Origin of the sequence: Halomonas sp. N3-2A (genome assembly GCF_002216165.1) — a bacterium.
Lineage (GTDB): Bacteria > Pseudomonadota > Gammaproteobacteria > Pseudomonadales > Halomonadaceae > Vreelandella.
Window position 1 is genome coordinate 2,339,767 of sequence record NZ_CP022286.1, and the last position, 16,429, is coordinate 2,356,195.

Sequence of the window (16,429 nt, forward strand, 5' to 3'; positions counted from 1 at the left end):
AGACATTAATAATCGCTTGCTTGGGGGGTGCCTTCCTGCTCCAAACGCTTACCCACCTCAGCCGCTTTTGCCTGATAATCTGCCGGGGAGTAACCTGCTTCTTCCAATGCTTGCGCCACTTCGGGCGGCATATAATTTTCATCGTGGCGGGCTAAGACTTTATCGGCATATAAGCGCCCATCTGTCTGAAGCTCTCCTACCACGACCACCCCCTGCCCTTCACGGAAAAGATCCGGCAGAATCCCGCTGTAGTAGACCTCCAAGTCATCGACGTAATCCGTCACGGTAAACTCAACATCAAGGCTTTCAGGATCACGCGACACCGATCCCTCTTTAACCATTCCGCCCGCGCGAATCTGGCGCTCCATGGGCGCGTCGCCCTGAGCAATCTGTACCGGGCTAAAAAATAAATTGATGTTGGAGCGCAGCGCATAAAGTGTCAGCCCCACCGCTATCGCGGTTAATGAAACCAACCCTAAAATAACGAACAGCTTCTGTTTACGTTTAGGCGTCATGACGAACGTCCCTTTGAGCAGAGTTAACTGGTGCTTGCGCGGCCTGGGAGTGGGCGTTTTGGCGGCGCACACGGCGCTTCACGCCTTTCAGCAGTTGGCTGCGCTCGAGGCGCGCATGCCAAACTATCACCAGCATCAACAACGCAGTCATGCCCCAAGCAGCCCACACATAAAGCCCGTGGCCACCCATGGCAAAAAATTCATTAAGTGAGGAAAAAGCCATTATCTCACCTCCTCTACTAGCTCTTGCACCCAGCGCTTATTGGTTTCACGGCGCAGTATTTCACTGCGCGTGCGCATCAGGGTTAACGCTATAAAAAAGCAGTAGAAGCCGAGTACCATAATGAGCAGCGGTGCCCACATTTCCATAGGCATTGCCGAACGTCCGGTAATCGTAAACGAGGCAGGCTGGTGCAGGGTGTACCACCACTCCACCGAATATTTGATGATCGGAATATTAATCACGCCCACCATCGCCAGCACTGAGGCTGCACGAGATCCACTATCGCGACTACTGAAAGCACCGCGCAGTGCAATGACCCCTAAATACAAAAACAGCAAAATCAGCATGGACGTTAAGCGTGCGTCCCACATCCACCAGGTTCCCCAGGTAGGCACCCCCCATACTGCGCCTGAAAAAAGTGCTACAAAGGTCATCGCAGCACCTAATGGTGCCATCACGGTGGCTGCCATATCGGCTACTTTGATTTTCCAGACCATATATACCAAGCCTGAAATTGCCATTGAGACAAAAATGGATTGTGCTAGGAAAGCGGCAGGAACGTGGACATAGATAATCCGAAAGCTATTGCCCTGCTGATAATCCGCGGGAGCAAATACCAGCCCCCAAACGCTTCCCAGCAGCAACAGGAGCACCGCCGCTGCCCAGAACCAGGGCTGAAGCTTGGCGCTAATCGCGTAGAACCACTTGGGTGATCTCAGTTTATTTATAAAGGCCCACATGGTGTTTTCGTCCTTTAACCGTTGATGCTGATGCGTAGCGAGGCGGCAATAGCCCAAGGTGCTAGCATTAACGAAATCGCTAAAAGTGCGCCCAAAATAGCCAGATGCGCCGCGATACCATCGCCTAAAATAGCGGCCTGCACGGCGCCAGCACCAAAAATAAGCACTGGAATATAGAGCGGCAGCACCAGCAGTGACAGCAATACACCGCCGCGAGCTAATCCGACGGTCAGCGCGGCGCCAATCGCACCAATCAAGCTGAGGCTTGCGGTTCCCAATGCCAGCGATAGCGCTAAAACCATGTAACTACCGGCAGGAAGTGCCAACATGATACCTAAAATCGGCGCCATAAGTGCCAAAGGCAGTCCTGTCAGCAGCCAGTGAACAGCAACTTTGGCAAGGCTAAGCGCCGCCAGCGGCTGAGGGGCTAACAGTAGCTGCTCCAAACTACCGTCGTCGTAGTCGCTCCGGAACAGACTATCCAGAGAAAGCAATGCCGCTAGCAATGCCGCCACCCACAGCAACCCAGGCGCTATTTCTGCCAGTAACTGGGGATCAGGTGAAATGCCGATCGGAAAGAGCGTAATCACCAAGGCAAAGAACACCAATGGGTTAAGCACTTCACCACGACGACGTAGCAACAGCGTTAGATCTCGCTTAAAGGTGGCACTAATGGCGACCATGAGCCCACCGGAAGGCGCATGCATCGACATTTCTGGGATGCCTGTCGTGGCGTGTGAGCTTGGCAACGCTGTCTCCTTCTACCCCAGTTGAACGCGCCTAAGCACGGATGATGCGGTTAACTCATGATGTGTCGTCACTAAGACACAGCCTCCCGCGTTGGCATGCGCAACAAGCTGCGCTTCTAGTGCTGCCACTCCGTGGCGATCAATGGCTGTAAAAGGTTCATCCAGGACCCACAATGCCCGCTTAGTAAGCGTCAGTCTCGCAAGGGCAATTCGCCGCTGCTGCCCAGCAGAAAGCTGCCCGGCGGGTACATCCTCAAAGCCACTCAGCCCAACCTGTGCCAGCGCTTCTTCACGCTGGTAATCGTCGCCTTTTTCGCCGCTAAGCGCTTGGTACCACGCTAAGTTTTCCAGCGGAGAAAGCCCCGCTTTTATGCCAGGGGCATGCCCTAAATAGAGTAGATTGGCGAGAAAATGTTCACGCACCTCGCGCATTGAGTCGCCATTCCAATAAATGTCGCCATGGTAGTCGCTCAACTGGCCTGAAAGAATTTTCAACAGTGTCGTTTTTCCGCTCCCGTTAGGGCCTTCGATACGCACTATTTCGCCACGTTGAATATCAAGATCTAGCCCCTCAAACAGCCAACGATCATCGCGTTCACAGGCTAGCTGTCGGGCTTGTAGGCAGAGGCTCAAGGATATCTCCAGGCACGTAGATTTTGCGTCGAACTCTACACGGAAAGCCCCTTTCTCGCCAGTCGCTCTCTGCGGTCAGGGGTCGCATCACACTTCAACCAATCTTCGCTTAAGAACAATAGACAATGCAGAGCACTAGCACTGTATGCAAAAACAGGTCTATACTACAAACACTGTATGAAAAAACATTACCGATTATAAACACAGCAATCTGCTCAATTACACGCCTAGGGAGCGGGCGCTGCATTGGAGAAAACTGCATGACGATGACAATGCCAACACCCTTGAACATAACTCAACATGCGCTATCTCAAACGACGTCGAATACAGGTCGCCCTATTTATTCGGCACCTCGTGTAACGCGGCGCAACACTTATGCGCTTCGCGTGCGCGGCAACAGAATGCGTGAATGCAATCTATTCGATGGCGATGTCATCATTATTCGCCGCTATCAACAAGGTAGCCATCAAGAAACCGCTATCGCGACGATAAACCAGCGAGAAGTTGCCCTAAAGCAACTTTCCATTAGTCGACTTGGCGTTCACTTATGGCCCGAAGATGCAGCCATGCCTGCCGTCTTCCTGCATAATTGTGATATTCAAGTGCTGGGAATGGTAATGGGCGTCGAGCATGGCGCTAACAACACTCGGCACCACTAATTCGCCACCCGCTTTAGGGAGCATCGATTGCGTTACCGAGTTCCAGACCTAGCATCCGCCACATGGCATACCGCTGAAATTGAGGTTGAAAAAAGTCGCTTCCTCACGTGGATATGCCATGCACCCAGCACAGCTGACCATCATGCAATGTTGCAGGCGGCAAAAACCGCTCATCCCAATGCAAGTCATCACTGCACGGCCTTTATTGCGGGCCCTCCTGGTGAACAAACGCACATAGGGTTCTCTGATGATGGCGAACCCGGCGGCACTGCCGGCAGACCCATGTATCAAGCCTTGCTCGGTAGCCAGATGGGTGAAATAGGCTGTGTGGTGATTCGTTACTTTGGCGGCACCAAGTTGGGCACGGGTGGACTTGCCCGGGCTTACGCACAGTCGGTTAACGCCGGGATTGAAACATTACCTACCCGCGAAGTCGTCGAACGGGATAACTACCAGCTGCGTGTCAACTTTGCCCATGAAGCCGTCGCGCGCGCTTGGTGTGACGAGCAGAAAATTCCCGTCCAACAGGCAGAGTACGATGGCAACGGCGTATGCCTTACGATTGGCTGGCCAAGAGATGAGACCTTAAATTTCACTACGCTTGAAAATCGCCTAAAGACAGCCCTCGATATTCAAAAAGTGCCGCCACAATAAGATTATTATATCGCTGACAAAAAAAACGCGACTTACGCGAGCAATTGCTCGGTAAGCCGCGTTTTAGTCGCTAACCATTACGTAACGATAACTGCGCAATGGTACTGCTAGCGGGTTTTAGCCCAAATATTTAATCATCACACCCGCCGCAACGGCAGAACCGATAACACCGGCCACATTAGGGCCCATGGCATGCATCAGCAGGAAGTTATGCGGGTTCGACTCCAAGCCAACCTTATTAGCTACTCGCGCAGCCATCGGCACTGCCGAAACACCTGCGGCACCAATCAGCGGATTAATGGGCATTTTGCTGACTAGGTTCATCAGCTTCGCCATCAACACGCCTGCGGCCGTGCCAATACCAAACGCCACAATACCCAGGCCCAAGATACCCAGCGTTTCGAATGCCAGAAAGCTATCTGCCATCAGCTTGGAACCCACCGATAGCCCTAAGATAATCGTCACGATATTGATCAGAGCGTTTTGCGCCGTATCCGATAAGCGCTCAACCACACCGCACTCACGCATCAAGTTACCAAAGCAGAACATCCCTAACAGCGGCGCTGCATCAGGTAGGAAAAGCGCGACGGCAATCAATAACATCAGCGGGAAAACGATCTTTTCCAGTTTGGATACCGGACGCAGCTGCGTCATCTTAATTTGACGCTCTTTCTGCGTGGTCAGCAGCCGCATAATCGGCGGCTGAATCAGCGGCACCAGCGCCATGTAGGCGTACGCCGCCACTGCGATAGCACCCAGCAACTCAGGAGCCAATACGCTTGATACATAAATAGACGTTGGACCATCAGCACCGCCGATAATACCAATGGCGGCCGCTTGATTAAGCGAAAAGTCCATCACCCCCAGTGAGGTCAGCATCACAGCACCAAACAGTGTGGCAAAAATGCCAAACTGAGCAGCCGCGCCTAAAAAGAGCGTCCGCGGGTTAGCCAGTAACGGGCCGAAGTCGGTCATGGCCCCCACGCCCATAAAGATAATCAATGGCGCAATACCAGAGGCAATCGCTACTTTATAGAAGTTATAGAGCATCCCATCGCTATAACCTACGCCAACCGCAATATCCTTTGCCGCACGCAATTGATCGGGAGCTGCAGTATCGTGGGCAATCGCTTTAAGCGACTCTCGCCAAGCTTCCACACCACTTAATGGATCAAGGGTAGCGCCCAGTACGGAAGCTATCTGCTGCAGCACAGCAGGTTTTGCCACCTCAATCGCTTGATCGAGCGCTGAGATTGCCAAGCCCGCCTCAGGGATATTGGCAAGAATGCCGCCAAACCCAATTGGCACCAGCAGCAACGGCTCAAACTTCTTGTGAATGGCAAGATAGAGCAGCCCAAGCCCTACCAAAATCATGGCCGCCTGACCAAGCTCAAGGTTATAAAGCCCCGAGCCCTCCCATAAGGTAATTAGTTTTTCCATTGCCAAATGCCCTTAAAGCTCGATCAGCGAATCGCCGACGGTGACGCTGTCACCCTCGCTGACGTTAACTTTCGATACGGTACCGGCACTACTGGCACGCACTTCGGTTTCCATTTTCATGGCTTCCAAAATAATCACCACATCGCCATCCGCTACTTGGTCACCCGGGCGTACATTGACCTTGAAGATATTGCCAGCAAGCGGTGCATCAATGCTTTCTCCACTAGATGCAGGCGCTTCCTCTTTGGGTGCGTTAGCACTCATTGCCGCCTGTTCCTGCACCGCGCCTATCTCGCCACCTTCAGACACTTCCACTACAAACGCTTTGCCATTGAGCTTAACGGTATACGTTTCCGGGCCACTCGAAACCGCTGGCGCTTTGTTTGCGGCTTTTGCCGGTACGTTAGCGCTTTTCGCCTCAGCCACTTGAGGGGCGGGTTCGAAGGCATCCGGGTTGTCACGATTTTTAAGGAATTTCAGACCAATTTGCGGGAACAGCGCGTAGGTCAGCACGTCATCTATTCCCTGCTCGCCGCTGGCAATACGAATGCTGTCTGCGCTCGCTTTTTCTTTAAGCTCGGTCGCTAGTCGGTCCATTTCTGGCGACAGGTTATCTGCCGGGCGACAGGTGATCGGTTCGCCACCTTCGAGCACGCGTTTTTGCAGCTCTGCATTAAACGGCGCGGGCGCGGAGCCGTATTCACCTTTTAGCAACGCCTGAACTTCTTTGGAGATGGACTTGTAACGCTCACCCATCATCACGTTCATCACTGCTTGAGTACCCACAATCTGAGAGGTCGGCGTCACCAGCGGAATAAAGCCGAGGTCTTCGCGTACCCGGGGGATTTCATTCAACACATCGTCGAGTTTATCGCCGGCGCCCTGCTCTTTAAGCTGGCCTTCCATGTTGGTGAGCATGCCGCCAGGCACTTGGGCAATCAAAATGCGTGAGTCAATACCGCGCAACGAGCCTTCGAACGCCGCATACTTTTTGCGCACTTCACGGAAATAGCTGGCGATATCTTCCAACAATTCCAGGTCAAGACCGGTATCACGATCGGTATCTTTGAGCATGGCCACGACAGATTCAGTCGGACTATGACCATACGTCATGGACATGGAAGAGATCGCAGTATCGACATTATCGACGCCTGCCTCGACGGCTTTCAAAATTGTCGAGGTCGACAACCCGGTAGTCGCATGACAATGCAAGTGAACGGGAATAGACAGCTCTTTTTTCAACCGCGTGACAAGATCATAGGCAATATAAGGCGTCAGAAGCCCCGCCATATCCTTGATAGCCAGTGAGTCAGCGCCCATTGCGGCAATGGTTTTAGCGAGCTCTACCCAGCTATCCAGGGTATGTACCGGGCTAACCGTATAAGAGATGGTGCCTTGTGCATGTCCACCTACTTGGCGAACCGCCTTGATCGCACGCTCAAGATTGCGCGGATCATTCATCGCGTCAAACACGCGGAACACATCAACCCCGTTGGTCTTAGCGCGCTCGACAAATTTATCAACCACGTCATCGGCGTAGTGGCGATAGCCTAATAAGTTTTGGCCACGCAACAACATCGCTTGAGGTGTATTCGGCATCGCCTCTTTCAGTGCCCGAATACGCTCCCAAGGGTCTTCACCCAAATAGCGAATGCATGAATCAAACGTTGCTCCACCCCAAGTCTCTAATGACCAATAGCCAACATTGTCGAGTTTTTCGGCAATCGGTAGCATGTCATCAAGACGCAAACGGGTGGCAAACAGCGATTGATGGGCATCGCGAAGAACAACATCAGTGATCCCCAGAGGACGTTTTGTTTCATTCATGGTCGTGGCTCACAATTTTCACGTTATGGATTTGTAGTAAATTTAACAAAATAAATAGTAATTGAGCGGTAGGATAGCTACAAAACTAGGGCCTTACTTACGGCGCGAAGAACGATAACGGTGCACTGCAGCACTAATCACTGCCCTGACTTCATCATCCTGGCCTTTCGGTGCAGATGGTTTTGCATTATTTCGGCCGCTTGGCGCTGCTATAGGAGCAGGCTGAAAACGGCTAATCAACTTCGACATTAGCGTAACGCTAATTACCAAAACCGTAAGAAAAACAAATACAAAACCCATACCCAACCCCATAAGGGCAAGCCCTTCCTGGAGCAACTCTGACTCTTGCATACCGCATTCCCCCTCTTTCAAATGCTTTTCGGCACACCAATAGCCTCTAAAGGCGCTTGGCGCAGTGAGGCTAATACACTAACCTGCCACATCCAGGATAGATTGCAATCGCGCCATAGTGGAAGTCATGGTTGTTAATTTACTACATAAAGGCAGGATAGGCCTAGCGCCTATGGAAGGTGTCATCGACGCCTTAACGCGTGATTTACTGACTCAGCAGGCAGGTTTTGACTGGGCAGTGACTGAGTTTGTCAGGGTGGTCGACACACGACTCCCCCCTCGCGTGTTCTATAAACATTGCCCCGAACTGTCAGCAGGCAGCGTCGCCACCCCTAGCGGCGTTCCCGTGCATTTGCAGCTTTTGGGATCAGACCCCGTGGCGCTAGCCAGCAATGCGCAACAGGCGCTCTCGCTGGGCGCTATCAGCATTGATCTTAACTTTGGCTGTCCCGCCAAACTGGTTAATCGTCATGATGGTGGCGCATCGCTACTTCGCCAGCCAGATCGCGTCTATCGCGCCGTAAAAGCGGTCGCCGAAGCATTAGACGGCGAAATTCCAGTGACGGCTAAAATCCGCCTTGGCTTTTCCGATCGTCGCTTAGCAGTCGCTTGTGCCCAGGCCACAGAAGCTGGCGGCGCTGCACAGCTTGTTGTCCATGGCCGCACACGAGATGAAGGCTATCGTCCACCTTCACACTGGGAGTGGATTGGCAAAGTTCGCCACCAGGTATCAATCCCTGTCGTTGCAAACGGCGATATTTGGACACTAGAGGACTACTGGAAGGCTCGCACGCTATCAGGTTGCGAGGATGTCATGCTTGGCCGTAGCGCCCTCTCAGACCCATGGCTTGCAGCTCGCATACGCCACTGGCAGCGCACAGGAGAGCGCCTCCCTGACACCACCTGGGCAATGCGTGCCAACGTGCTAAAGCGATACGCCGACCTACAGCGGCGACAACTACCAGATAGAGTCGTGGTGTCACTCGTCAAGCAGTGGCTAGCACAAATGCGCCAAGGCAATAGCGAAGCGAACCAACACTTTCAGCGCCTGAAACGCCTTACGGATCTCGATACGCTGCTTAACAACCTGATTCCCAGCGCATCACTTTGCTGCGAGCCCGCATAAGTCGTTTTCAGCATTAGATTAGAACAAAAAAAGCGCCCTTCTGCTGTGCACAGAAGGGCGCTTTAAACGATCGCAAGACCAAAGTACGAGCCACCATGGCCAGGCTAGAAAAGAAAAAACCCGCTTTCAGTAGAAAGCGGGTTTTTCGAATTTGGCGCGCCCGGGAGGATTCGAACCTCCGACCCCCTGATTCGTAGTCAGGTACTCTATCCAGCTGAGCTACGGGCGCTTAACAGTTTTTAACATCGCCTTCGCGAAGAAAAACATAATAACATCAATAACTTCTGAATTCAAGCTGGCGCGCCCGGGAGGATTCGAACCTCCGACCCCCTGATTCGTAGTCAGGTACTCTATCCAGCTGAGCTACGGGCGCTTATCCAAATTGATGTTACTTTATGCAGTTGGCGGAGAGAGAGGGATTCGAACCCTCGATAGGGCTATAAACCCTATACTCCCTTAGCAGGGGAGCGCCTTCAGCCACTCGGCCACCTCTCCTCAACGGCACGGCGCGAATATTACCGATTTTGACGACTGCTGTCCAGCCCTATGCCAATTTTTTTCGCACCGCCCCGTAGTTACCGCTTAAACGCCTTGTAGTAGACGCAACACAGACAACCATTTACTCAGATTCGCTTTCGCTGTTGCGTTCACGCTGAATGCGCTGGTAAATCTCTTCACGGTGAACCGCGACGTCTTTTGGCGCGTTTACACCAATACGTACTTGATTACCTTTCACACCTAACACTGTAACGGTGATCTCATCACCTATCATCAGTGTTTCGCCGACACGGCGGGTTAGGATGAGCATGGCTGATCTCCTTCTCAGACGTTTTTATACAACGGGTTGTGTCCGCTCACAGCGGCACCACACTATTATGCGGTATGGGTGCCGCCACCACCAATGGCTCAAGCTCCTATGACACCTTAACCTCCCGTTGAAAGAAAGCTCACCACCACACGGCAGCAAGTATCCTTCAGCGTAGAAGGTTTAGTGCGCAATTGTTATTCAGATTCGATATCAGATTTATCTAAACCGAATGCTTTGTGCAAGGCATTAACCGCAAGCTCCATATGCTTTTCATCAATAACGACGGAAATTTTAATTTCCGACGTGGAAACCATACGGATATTGACGTTCTCGTCGGCCAAAACACGGAACATTTTAGAGGCAACACCGGCATGAGAGCGCATACCAACACCCACAAGCGATACTTTGGCAATGTTGTCATCGCCACGCAGCTCACCGCCGCCCAAATCAGGAATTACCGTCTCTTCAAGTAACTTCTTGGTCGCTTTGTAATCGCCTTTAGCAACCGTAAAGGTGAAGTCAGTGTAATCGCCAGCAGGCGCCACGTTTTGCACAATCATATCGACTTCGATATTGGCATCGGCGATAGGACCAAGAATACGCGATGCGACACCTGGCACATCAGGCGTATTCAACAGGGTCAATTTAGCTTCGTTTTTAGTAAAAGCGATACCGGAGATTAGCGGTTCTTCCATAGCGTCCTCGTCTTGGTCTGCGTCTGCAACAATTAGGGTGCCGGGGCCATCTTCAAAGCTCGACAGCACACGAAGTGGTACGTTGTACTTGCCCGCAAATTCGACGGCGCGAATCTGTAGAACTTTGGAGCCCAGGCTTGCCAGTTCAAGCATCTCTTCCACGGTAATGCTCTCAAGGCGCTGAGCCTTGGAACACACGCGAGGGTCAGTGGTGTAAACACCATCAACGTCGGTGTATATCTGACACTCATCAGCACCAAGCGCTGCAGCAAGCGCAACACCTGTGGTATCAGAACCACCACGCCCCAGCGTCGTAATATTGCCGTCTTCATCGACACCCTGGAAGCCAGCCACCACAACCACTTTGCCTTCATCAAGGTCAGCTTTCAGGTCATCGGTTTCAATGCGCCGAATACGTGCTTTGGTGTGGGCGCTATCGGTGTGAATGCCGACTTGAGCCCCCGTATGAGAAGTAGCAGAAACACCTATCTGCTGAAGCGCCATTGCCATCAGCGAAATGGTCACCTGCTCGCCCGTTGAGAGCAGCATGTCCATTTCACGCGGCGCTGGGTCATCATTGATTGCGTTTGCCATATCCGTCAGGCGGTTGGTCTCTCCGCTCATCGCGGACACCACCACTACCACTTGGTGGCCTTGATCGCGAAAGCCTTTAACCTTTTCCGCCACGGCCTTGATACGGTCGACAGAGCCCACAGAGGTGCCGCCGAACTTCTGTACGTATAATGCCATATGCCGTTTTTTCCTATAGGTTCGGGAATGGAGAGTGAGTATTGTTATTGCTATTTAACAAAAAGCCGGTAGCAAATAGTGCCACCGGCCTTTGTAATTAGCTAAGCGTATTTTCCAGCCAAGCCGGCACGCTGCCTAATGCTGCTGGCAAGGCATCGGGTAAACTTCCACCCGCTTGAGCCATATCCGGGCGACCACCACCCTTTCCGCCTACCTGCGAAGCCACATGATTGACTAATTCACCCGCTTTTACGCGGCCGATTAAGTCCTGGGTAACCCCAGCAATCAAGCTCACCTTACCTGCCGCGGTATCTGCAACCCCAAGCAGGATAACGCCTGAGCCAAGCTTGTTTTTCAACTGATCAAGCACGCCACGTAAATCTTTACCCGAAACACCCTCAAGCTGGGTGACCAGTAACTTAACACCGTTGATCTCTTGCACCTGGCTAAGCATGTCACTCCCCGCAGCGCTTGCCAGCTTCGCTTTAAGTTGCTCAAGCTCTTTTTCCAGCGCGCGGTTACGCTCAACCAGCGATTCAACCCGAGCTTCCACTTGCTCGGGCTTGGTTTTCAGTCGTTCGCCAAGCCGCTGAACACGAGCTTCCTGCTCACGGAAGTAAGCCAGCGCATTTTCACCGGTAATCGCTTCGATACGACGCACGCCAGAAGCGATACCTACTTCGCTCACCACATGGCAACAACCAATATCACCACTGCGGTTCACGTGAGTACCACCACACAGCTCGATAGAGAAGTCATCAGCGCCAATGGTCAGCACCCGCACGTTATCGGCATACTTAGCTTCAAATAGCGCGGCCGCCCCTTTAGCTTTCGCCTCTGCAAGGCTCATCTGCTCCGTTTTGGTCGGCGCATTCGCTAAGATCTGCTCATTTACCAGCCGCTCTACTTCCGCTATTTGCTCTGCGGTCATCGGCTCGAAGTGGCTAAAGTCAAAGCGCAGGCGCTCTGCGTTTACCAGTGAGCCTTTTTGCTGAACATGATCACCCAGCACCATACGCAGTGCTTTATGCAGCAAGTGAGTCGCCGAGTGATTACGGATGGTCGCGCTACGCAAGCTGGCATCCACCTCGCCTCGCACGTTAGCGCCGACGCTCAACGCGCCATCGACCATAATCCCCTGGTGAAGGTGGTGGCCACTCTGTTTCTGCGTGTCGGTTACCTGGAAGCGACCGCCATCAACATATAAGTAACCGGTGTCGCCCACCTGGCCGCCCGATTCACCATAGAATGGCGTACGGTCCAGTACAACGGTGCCTTTCTGGCCAGCTTCCAGAGCCGCTAACGCATTACCTTCGCTATCCACGATGGCAGTAACTGTCGCTTGGTCGGCCAGATGTTCGTAACCGGTAAACTGGGTTTCACCCTCCAGGTCAATAGCAGCGCTGTAGTCAGCGCCAAACTGGCTGGCCGCCCGCGCACGTTCACGTTGCGCTTCTAGCTCGCGCTGAAAACCGGCTTCATCCAGTGTGACTTCACGCTCACGGCATACATCCGCCGTCAGGTCGAAGGGGAAACCGTAGGTATCGTAAAGCTTAAAGACGGTTTCGCCAGGCAGCACGTCACCTTGCAGCTCTTCAAGCGCCGCATTCAATAGCCCCATGCCGTGGTCCAGCGTGCGAGCAAACTGCTCTTCTTCTTTAAGCAGCACGCGGGTAATTTGTTCACTCGCTTCACGCAATTCAGGATAGGCGTCGCCCATCTCAGTATCTAGTGCGGTTACCAGCTTGTGGAAAAACGGCTCGGAAGCACCCAGTTTATGCCCATGGCGAATCGCCCGGCGAATAATCCGACGTAGCACATAGCCGCGCCCTTCGTTGGAAGGCAGAACGCCGTCTGTAATCAAGAAGGCACAAGAGCGAATATGGTCGGCAATCACGCGTAACGAAGGCGTCGTGGTGTCACCATGGCCTGTCGCTTCAGCAGCAGCTTTCAGCAGGTTTTGGAACAGATCGATCTCGTAGTTGGAGTGAACGCCCTGCATAACAGCAGCCACCCGCTCCAAGCCCATTCCCGTATCGATGGAAGGCTTAGGCAGCGGATTCAATGTTCCAGCGGCATCACGATCGAACTGCATGAACACCAGGTTCCAGATTTCGATGTAGCGATCGCCATCTTCTTCAGGGCTGCCAGGCGGGCCGCCCCATACTTCCGGACCATGATCAAAAAAGATTTCAGAGCTGGGGCCACAAGGACCGGTGTCGCCCATTTGCCAGAAATTATCTTCATCAAGCTTTGAGAAACGCTCAGGGTCAATGCCGATCTCATCTTTCCAGATACGCTCGGCTTCATCGTCACTGATATGCACCGTGACCCAGAGCTTCTCTTTGGGCAGGCCCAACGTTTCCGTCAGAAATGTCCAGGCAAAGCGAATGGCATCACGCTTAAAGTAGTCACCAAAGCTGAAGTTACCCAGCATTTCAAAAAACGTGTGGTGACGCGCCGTGTAGCCAACGTTATCTAGATCGTTGTGCTTACCGCCAGCACGCACGCAGCGCTGGGCTGACGTGGCGCGTACATAGGGTCGCGGGTCACGGCCAAGAAAAACGTCTTTGAAGGGCACCATGCCTGCATTGGTGAAGAGCAGCGTCGGGTCATTGCCCGGCACTAGAGAGCTGGTGGGCACAATAGTATGCCCCTGCTTTTCAAAAAAAGATAAAAAGGCCTGTCTGATCTCTGCGCTTTTCATAGGGTATCCGTGACAAGAAAGCATGATGCCCCAGGGCGCTATCGCCGCCACCCGCTGGGGTCGCAAAAGGGGCATTATAACGCAGTTGTCAAACGACTAAAGCCGCAGTTAGTGCCAGAACTAAAACAGAGGGTGAAAAAATACCCGGAGAAGGCTCATATAAGGGGAGTTACAAGCAAGACAACGCGTAGCGGATTTGCTCAAAATTAAAGCCGCGTGTGGCGAGAAAACGTTCGCGTTTAGCACGCTCTTTGGGAGTATCACCTGGCGAGGAAAAGCGCCGAGCCAAGGTATCGCGAGCTAGCTCAAACCAATCTACGGCCTCGCGCTCTTCTACTGTGGCAAAAGCCGTCGTTGACGTTTCTTGATCTACGCCCCGCTGGCGCAGTTCCCCCTTAATGCGAATAACCCCTTGCCCACGAAGAATCCGTGAACGTATAAAGCTTTCGGCAAAACGTTCATCGGACTGTAAATCCTGCTCTTCTAAGCTATTCAGACAGACATCAATTTCATCAGGCTGAAATGATTTTTGCTGCAACTTGCGCGCTAGCTCAGCACGAGAGTACTCGCGCCGAGACAGCATTTGAATCGCCACTTCACGCGGCGTTAACTCACTACTGGGGGGGAACATACTGTTCTCTCAACGGTTAGAAGAGTGCGTCAATTCGCTCACTGATCAATGGCCAATTGGCGTCCTTCTCGGATACAACTGTGGGCGGAATAGGCCATTCAATCGCGAGGCGCTCATCATTATAGCGCAAACCACTTTCAGCCTCGGGATGATAGGCAGCCGACACCAGATAACTGACCTCAACATCGTCGCTCAGCGTCTGAAAGGAGTGCGCAAAGCCTGGCGGCACATAAAGCTGGTACCGATTGGTCTCGGTCAGCTCGAACAGCTGATGGTGCAGGTAGGTTTCTGAGTCTTCACGAATATCCACAATAACGTCAATAATGCTCCCCCGGAGGCAGCGCACCAGCTTGGCTTCAGCATGCGGCTCTCGCTGGTAATGCAGCCCCCTCAGAGTACCTCTCTTGGCTGAGAACGAGGTATTCTGCTGTACAAAATCGCCCAGCAAACCATGGCGCTCAAACTCCGCGCGGCACATAGTCCGGGCAAAAAAGCCCCGCTCATCACCATGGGCCTCAAGCTCTATCAGCTTGGCATCCTTGAGTTTCGTTTGATGAAATAGCATGGCTTACTCCACAAAAGTAGCGGCGGTGCCAGATAGGGGTTCCAAGGCAAACATGGCTTCTTGTTCAGCATACAGACGATCGATCAAGCGCAATGGTGGAATAAGAACATCATCGAAGGTCAGTGCCGCGTCCTTTTCGACACGACCAACCACCTGGCACCCCAGCGCTAGACCGATAGGCAGTAGCCGTTCACGCCGTATCACCTCGATGTTTTCAGCCATGCCGTAGACTTCGAAGCCTCCGAGTTCTTCGATTTTATCGCCCTCATGCAAGGTTTTCTTGGCCATAGCGATCACACCCACCCTTGGGCCGCCTAAAGGAGATAAAACCGGATCACGGAACAACACTGCTCGCGCAACGGACGTGGGCACTTCAAAATGGCAAAGGTGATAAGGCGTTGAAAAGCAGTAATATGGCCCCTCGCCCATTTTATAAAGCTCGAGATAATGCCGTTGACGGGGATTATCGATGGTGCCCAATACGAACACACCCGGCCCCGGCCGTGCTCCAACAACGTAATCCACCAGCCCCGGCCCTGCCGGATCTAGGTAGGGTTCAAACGCCGCTATCGTCTCCTCGATAGGTACCAAGGGTCCACCAGGCACACCACCGGAAAAATCAGGACCGAGCATGCCGCGTTGAGCGACTCGCATGCCGGTACCATTGGCGACAATCGCCTGTTCAAACGAAATCTTGGTGCCATCGGCAAAAGACGCCACCATCGCCGCCTTCTGTCCCCAGCGTTTAGCAAAACTTTCCTGGGTAGCCGGATTGCGATAAGGGTCATGCAGCCCCTTGATGTTGCCACACAGCACAGGCTTAACACCCAGACCGGCGACGAAGCGATAGAGATTCATCTGTACGCCTGGCTGGTCGCCATCGGCAAAACTATAGATAACGCCTGCAGCATCAGCCTTCGCTTTTAAAATAGGGCCGATCGTACCGTCGAGTTCCGCGTTCATTTGGATGACGTCTTTACCACTTTCAAGTGCCGCTAGCACAACATGTGCCGCGTACTCCAACGAGCCGGTTACCTCGATGATCGCATCCAGCCCTTCCGCGCGAGCCAGAGCCACGGCATTCTCAGTAACTGCCGCTCGCCCCGCAGCAATCGCCATTTCAAGCTCCTGCTGAGTGTCACAGGCGATTGGTTCAATATCGGCTTGTTGATAGACCTTGACCGCTGCATCAAGGTGACGATTGGCAATAGCGCAAAGACGCATTCCCGCTGTTGCCGTCATAATCTGCAGGCCGATCCCCCTCGCTTGGAACCCGGCTCCGATCATTCCTACTCGAATGGGATTGCCTTGAGCCTCTCGCTTGGCAAGTGCTGTATCAACGATAATCATCGGAGA

General features: G+C 52.9%; 17 protein-coding genes and 3 tRNA genes. 3 read left to right on the forward strand and 17 right to left on the reverse strand.

Annotated elements, in window-relative coordinates; genetic code table 11:
• Positions 1 to 5: 5 nt before the first annotated feature.
• From ccmE to ccmA, 5 genes are read right to left on the reverse strand one after another with little or no spacing between them, the layout of a single operon-like run.
• A complete protein-coding gene (gene ccmE / locus CEK60_RS10950; RefSeq protein ID WP_038481712.1) occupies positions 6 to 515 on the reverse strand; it encodes a cytochrome c maturation protein CcmE in 510 nt (169 codons plus the stop codon).
• Entirely contained in the window at positions 505 to 738 is a 234-nt protein-coding gene (ccmD, locus tag CEK60_RS10955; RefSeq protein ID WP_089039057.1) for a heme exporter protein CcmD, read from the reverse strand. Before ccmD ends, ccmE begins: the two co-directional genes overlap by 11 nt.
• Positions 738 to 1,478: a heme ABC transporter permease gene (locus CEK60_RS10960; protein ID WP_089039058.1), complete on the reverse strand. Its 741-nt coding sequence runs from the start codon at positions 1,476 to 1,478 to the stop codon at positions 738 to 740. Before CEK60_RS10960 ends, ccmD begins: the two co-directional genes overlap by 1 nt.
• A gap of 14 nt (positions 1,479 to 1,492) precedes the next feature.
• Positions 1,493 to 2,191 carry a heme exporter protein CcmB gene (gene ccmB, locus CEK60_RS10965; RefSeq protein ID WP_172422509.1) on the reverse strand — a complete coding sequence of 233 codons (699 nt, stop codon included), beginning with the start codon at positions 2,189 to 2,191 and terminating at the stop codon, positions 1,493 to 1,495.
• Positions 2,192 to 2,239: 48 nt separating this feature from the next.
• Entirely contained in the window at positions 2,240 to 2,860 is a 621-nt protein-coding gene (gene ccmA, locus CEK60_RS10970) for a cytochrome c biogenesis heme-transporting ATPase CcmA (RefSeq protein ID WP_089039059.1), read from the reverse strand.
• Between the two features lie 260 nt (positions 2,861 to 3,120).
• On the opposite strand from ccmA, the gene CEK60_RS10975 reads away from it, so the two are divergent.
• A complete protein-coding gene (locus tag CEK60_RS10975) occupies positions 3,121 to 3,519 on the forward strand; it encodes a LexA family protein (protein ID WP_089039060.1) in 399 nt (132 codons plus the stop codon).
• A gap of 27 nt (positions 3,520 to 3,546) precedes the next feature.
• The gene (locus CEK60_RS10980) at positions 3,547 to 4,173 is read left to right on the forward strand and encodes an IMPACT family protein (protein WP_089039061.1); all 627 of its coding nucleotides are present in this window, start codon (positions 3,547 to 3,549) and stop codon (positions 4,171 to 4,173) included.
• A 117-nt stretch (positions 4,174 to 4,290) separates the two neighbouring features.
• On the opposite strand, the gene CEK60_RS10985 is transcribed toward CEK60_RS10980, so the two are convergent.
• From CEK60_RS10985 to CEK60_RS10995, 3 genes are all read right to left on the reverse strand, one after another.
• Positions 4,291 to 5,613 (reverse strand): sodium ion-translocating decarboxylase subunit beta, encoded by a 1,323-nt coding sequence (locus tag CEK60_RS10985; RefSeq protein WP_089039062.1) that lies wholly within the window; start codon positions 5,611 to 5,613, stop codon positions 4,291 to 4,293.
• A 12-nt stretch (positions 5,614 to 5,625) separates the two neighbouring features.
• Positions 5,626 to 7,440 carry a sodium-extruding oxaloacetate decarboxylase subunit alpha gene (gene oadA / locus CEK60_RS10990; RefSeq protein WP_089039063.1) on the reverse strand — a complete coding sequence of 605 codons (1,815 nt, stop codon included), beginning with the start codon at positions 7,438 to 7,440 and terminating at the stop codon, positions 5,626 to 5,628.
• Between the two features lie 93 nt (positions 7,441 to 7,533).
• The gene (locus CEK60_RS10995) at positions 7,534 to 7,791 is read right to left on the reverse strand and encodes an OadG family protein (protein WP_089039064.1); all 258 of its coding nucleotides are present in this window, start codon (positions 7,789 to 7,791) and stop codon (positions 7,534 to 7,536) included.
• A gap of 127 nt (positions 7,792 to 7,918) precedes the next feature.
• Between CEK60_RS10995 and CEK60_RS11000 the strand changes: the two genes are divergently transcribed.
• The gene (locus tag CEK60_RS11000) at positions 7,919 to 8,917 is read left to right on the forward strand and encodes a tRNA dihydrouridine synthase (protein ID WP_232471506.1); all 999 of its coding nucleotides are present in this window, start codon (positions 7,919 to 7,921) and stop codon (positions 8,915 to 8,917) included.
• A 152-nt stretch (positions 8,918 to 9,069) separates the two neighbouring features.
• Here CEK60_RS11000 and CEK60_RS11005 read toward each other — a convergent pair.
• From CEK60_RS11005 to CEK60_RS11045, 9 genes are all read right to left on the reverse strand, one after another.
• Positions 9,070 to 9,146 (reverse strand) — tRNA-Arg (locus tag CEK60_RS11005).
• A gap of 67 nt (positions 9,147 to 9,213) precedes the next feature.
• Positions 9,214 to 9,290, reverse strand: a tRNA-Arg gene (locus tag CEK60_RS11010).
• 29 nt (positions 9,291 to 9,319) lie between these two features.
• A tRNA-Ser gene (locus CEK60_RS11015) sits at positions 9,320 to 9,412 on the reverse strand.
• A gap of 124 nt (positions 9,413 to 9,536) precedes the next feature.
• Entirely contained in the window at positions 9,537 to 9,725 is a 189-nt protein-coding gene (gene csrA / locus CEK60_RS11020) for a carbon storage regulator CsrA (protein ID WP_009722197.1), read from the reverse strand.
• Between the two features lie 194 nt (positions 9,726 to 9,919).
• Positions 9,920 to 11,170: an aspartate kinase gene (locus tag CEK60_RS11025; protein ID WP_089039066.1), complete on the reverse strand. Its 1,251-nt coding sequence runs from the start codon at positions 11,168 to 11,170 to the stop codon at positions 9,920 to 9,922.
• A gap of 97 nt (positions 11,171 to 11,267) precedes the next feature.
• Positions 11,268 to 13,877: an alanine--tRNA ligase gene (gene alaS, locus CEK60_RS11030; RefSeq protein WP_089039067.1), complete on the reverse strand. Its 2,610-nt coding sequence runs from the start codon at positions 13,875 to 13,877 to the stop codon at positions 11,268 to 11,270.
• A gap of 169 nt (positions 13,878 to 14,046) precedes the next feature.
• Positions 14,047 to 14,508 carry a regulatory protein RecX gene (locus CEK60_RS11035; RefSeq protein WP_089039068.1) on the reverse strand — a complete coding sequence of 154 codons (462 nt, stop codon included), beginning with the start codon at positions 14,506 to 14,508 and terminating at the stop codon, positions 14,047 to 14,049.
• 16 nt (positions 14,509 to 14,524) lie between these two features.
• Positions 14,525 to 15,073: a dTDP-4-dehydrorhamnose 3,5-epimerase gene (gene rfbC, locus CEK60_RS11040; protein ID WP_089039069.1), complete on the reverse strand. Its 549-nt coding sequence runs from the start codon at positions 15,071 to 15,073 to the stop codon at positions 14,525 to 14,527.
• Between the two features lie 3 nt (positions 15,074 to 15,076).
• The gene (locus CEK60_RS11045; protein ID WP_089039070.1) at positions 15,077 to 16,423 is read right to left on the reverse strand and encodes an NAD(P)H-dependent oxidoreductase; all 1,347 of its coding nucleotides are present in this window, start codon (positions 16,421 to 16,423) and stop codon (positions 15,077 to 15,079) included.
• Positions 16,424 to 16,429: the final 6 nt, after the last annotated feature.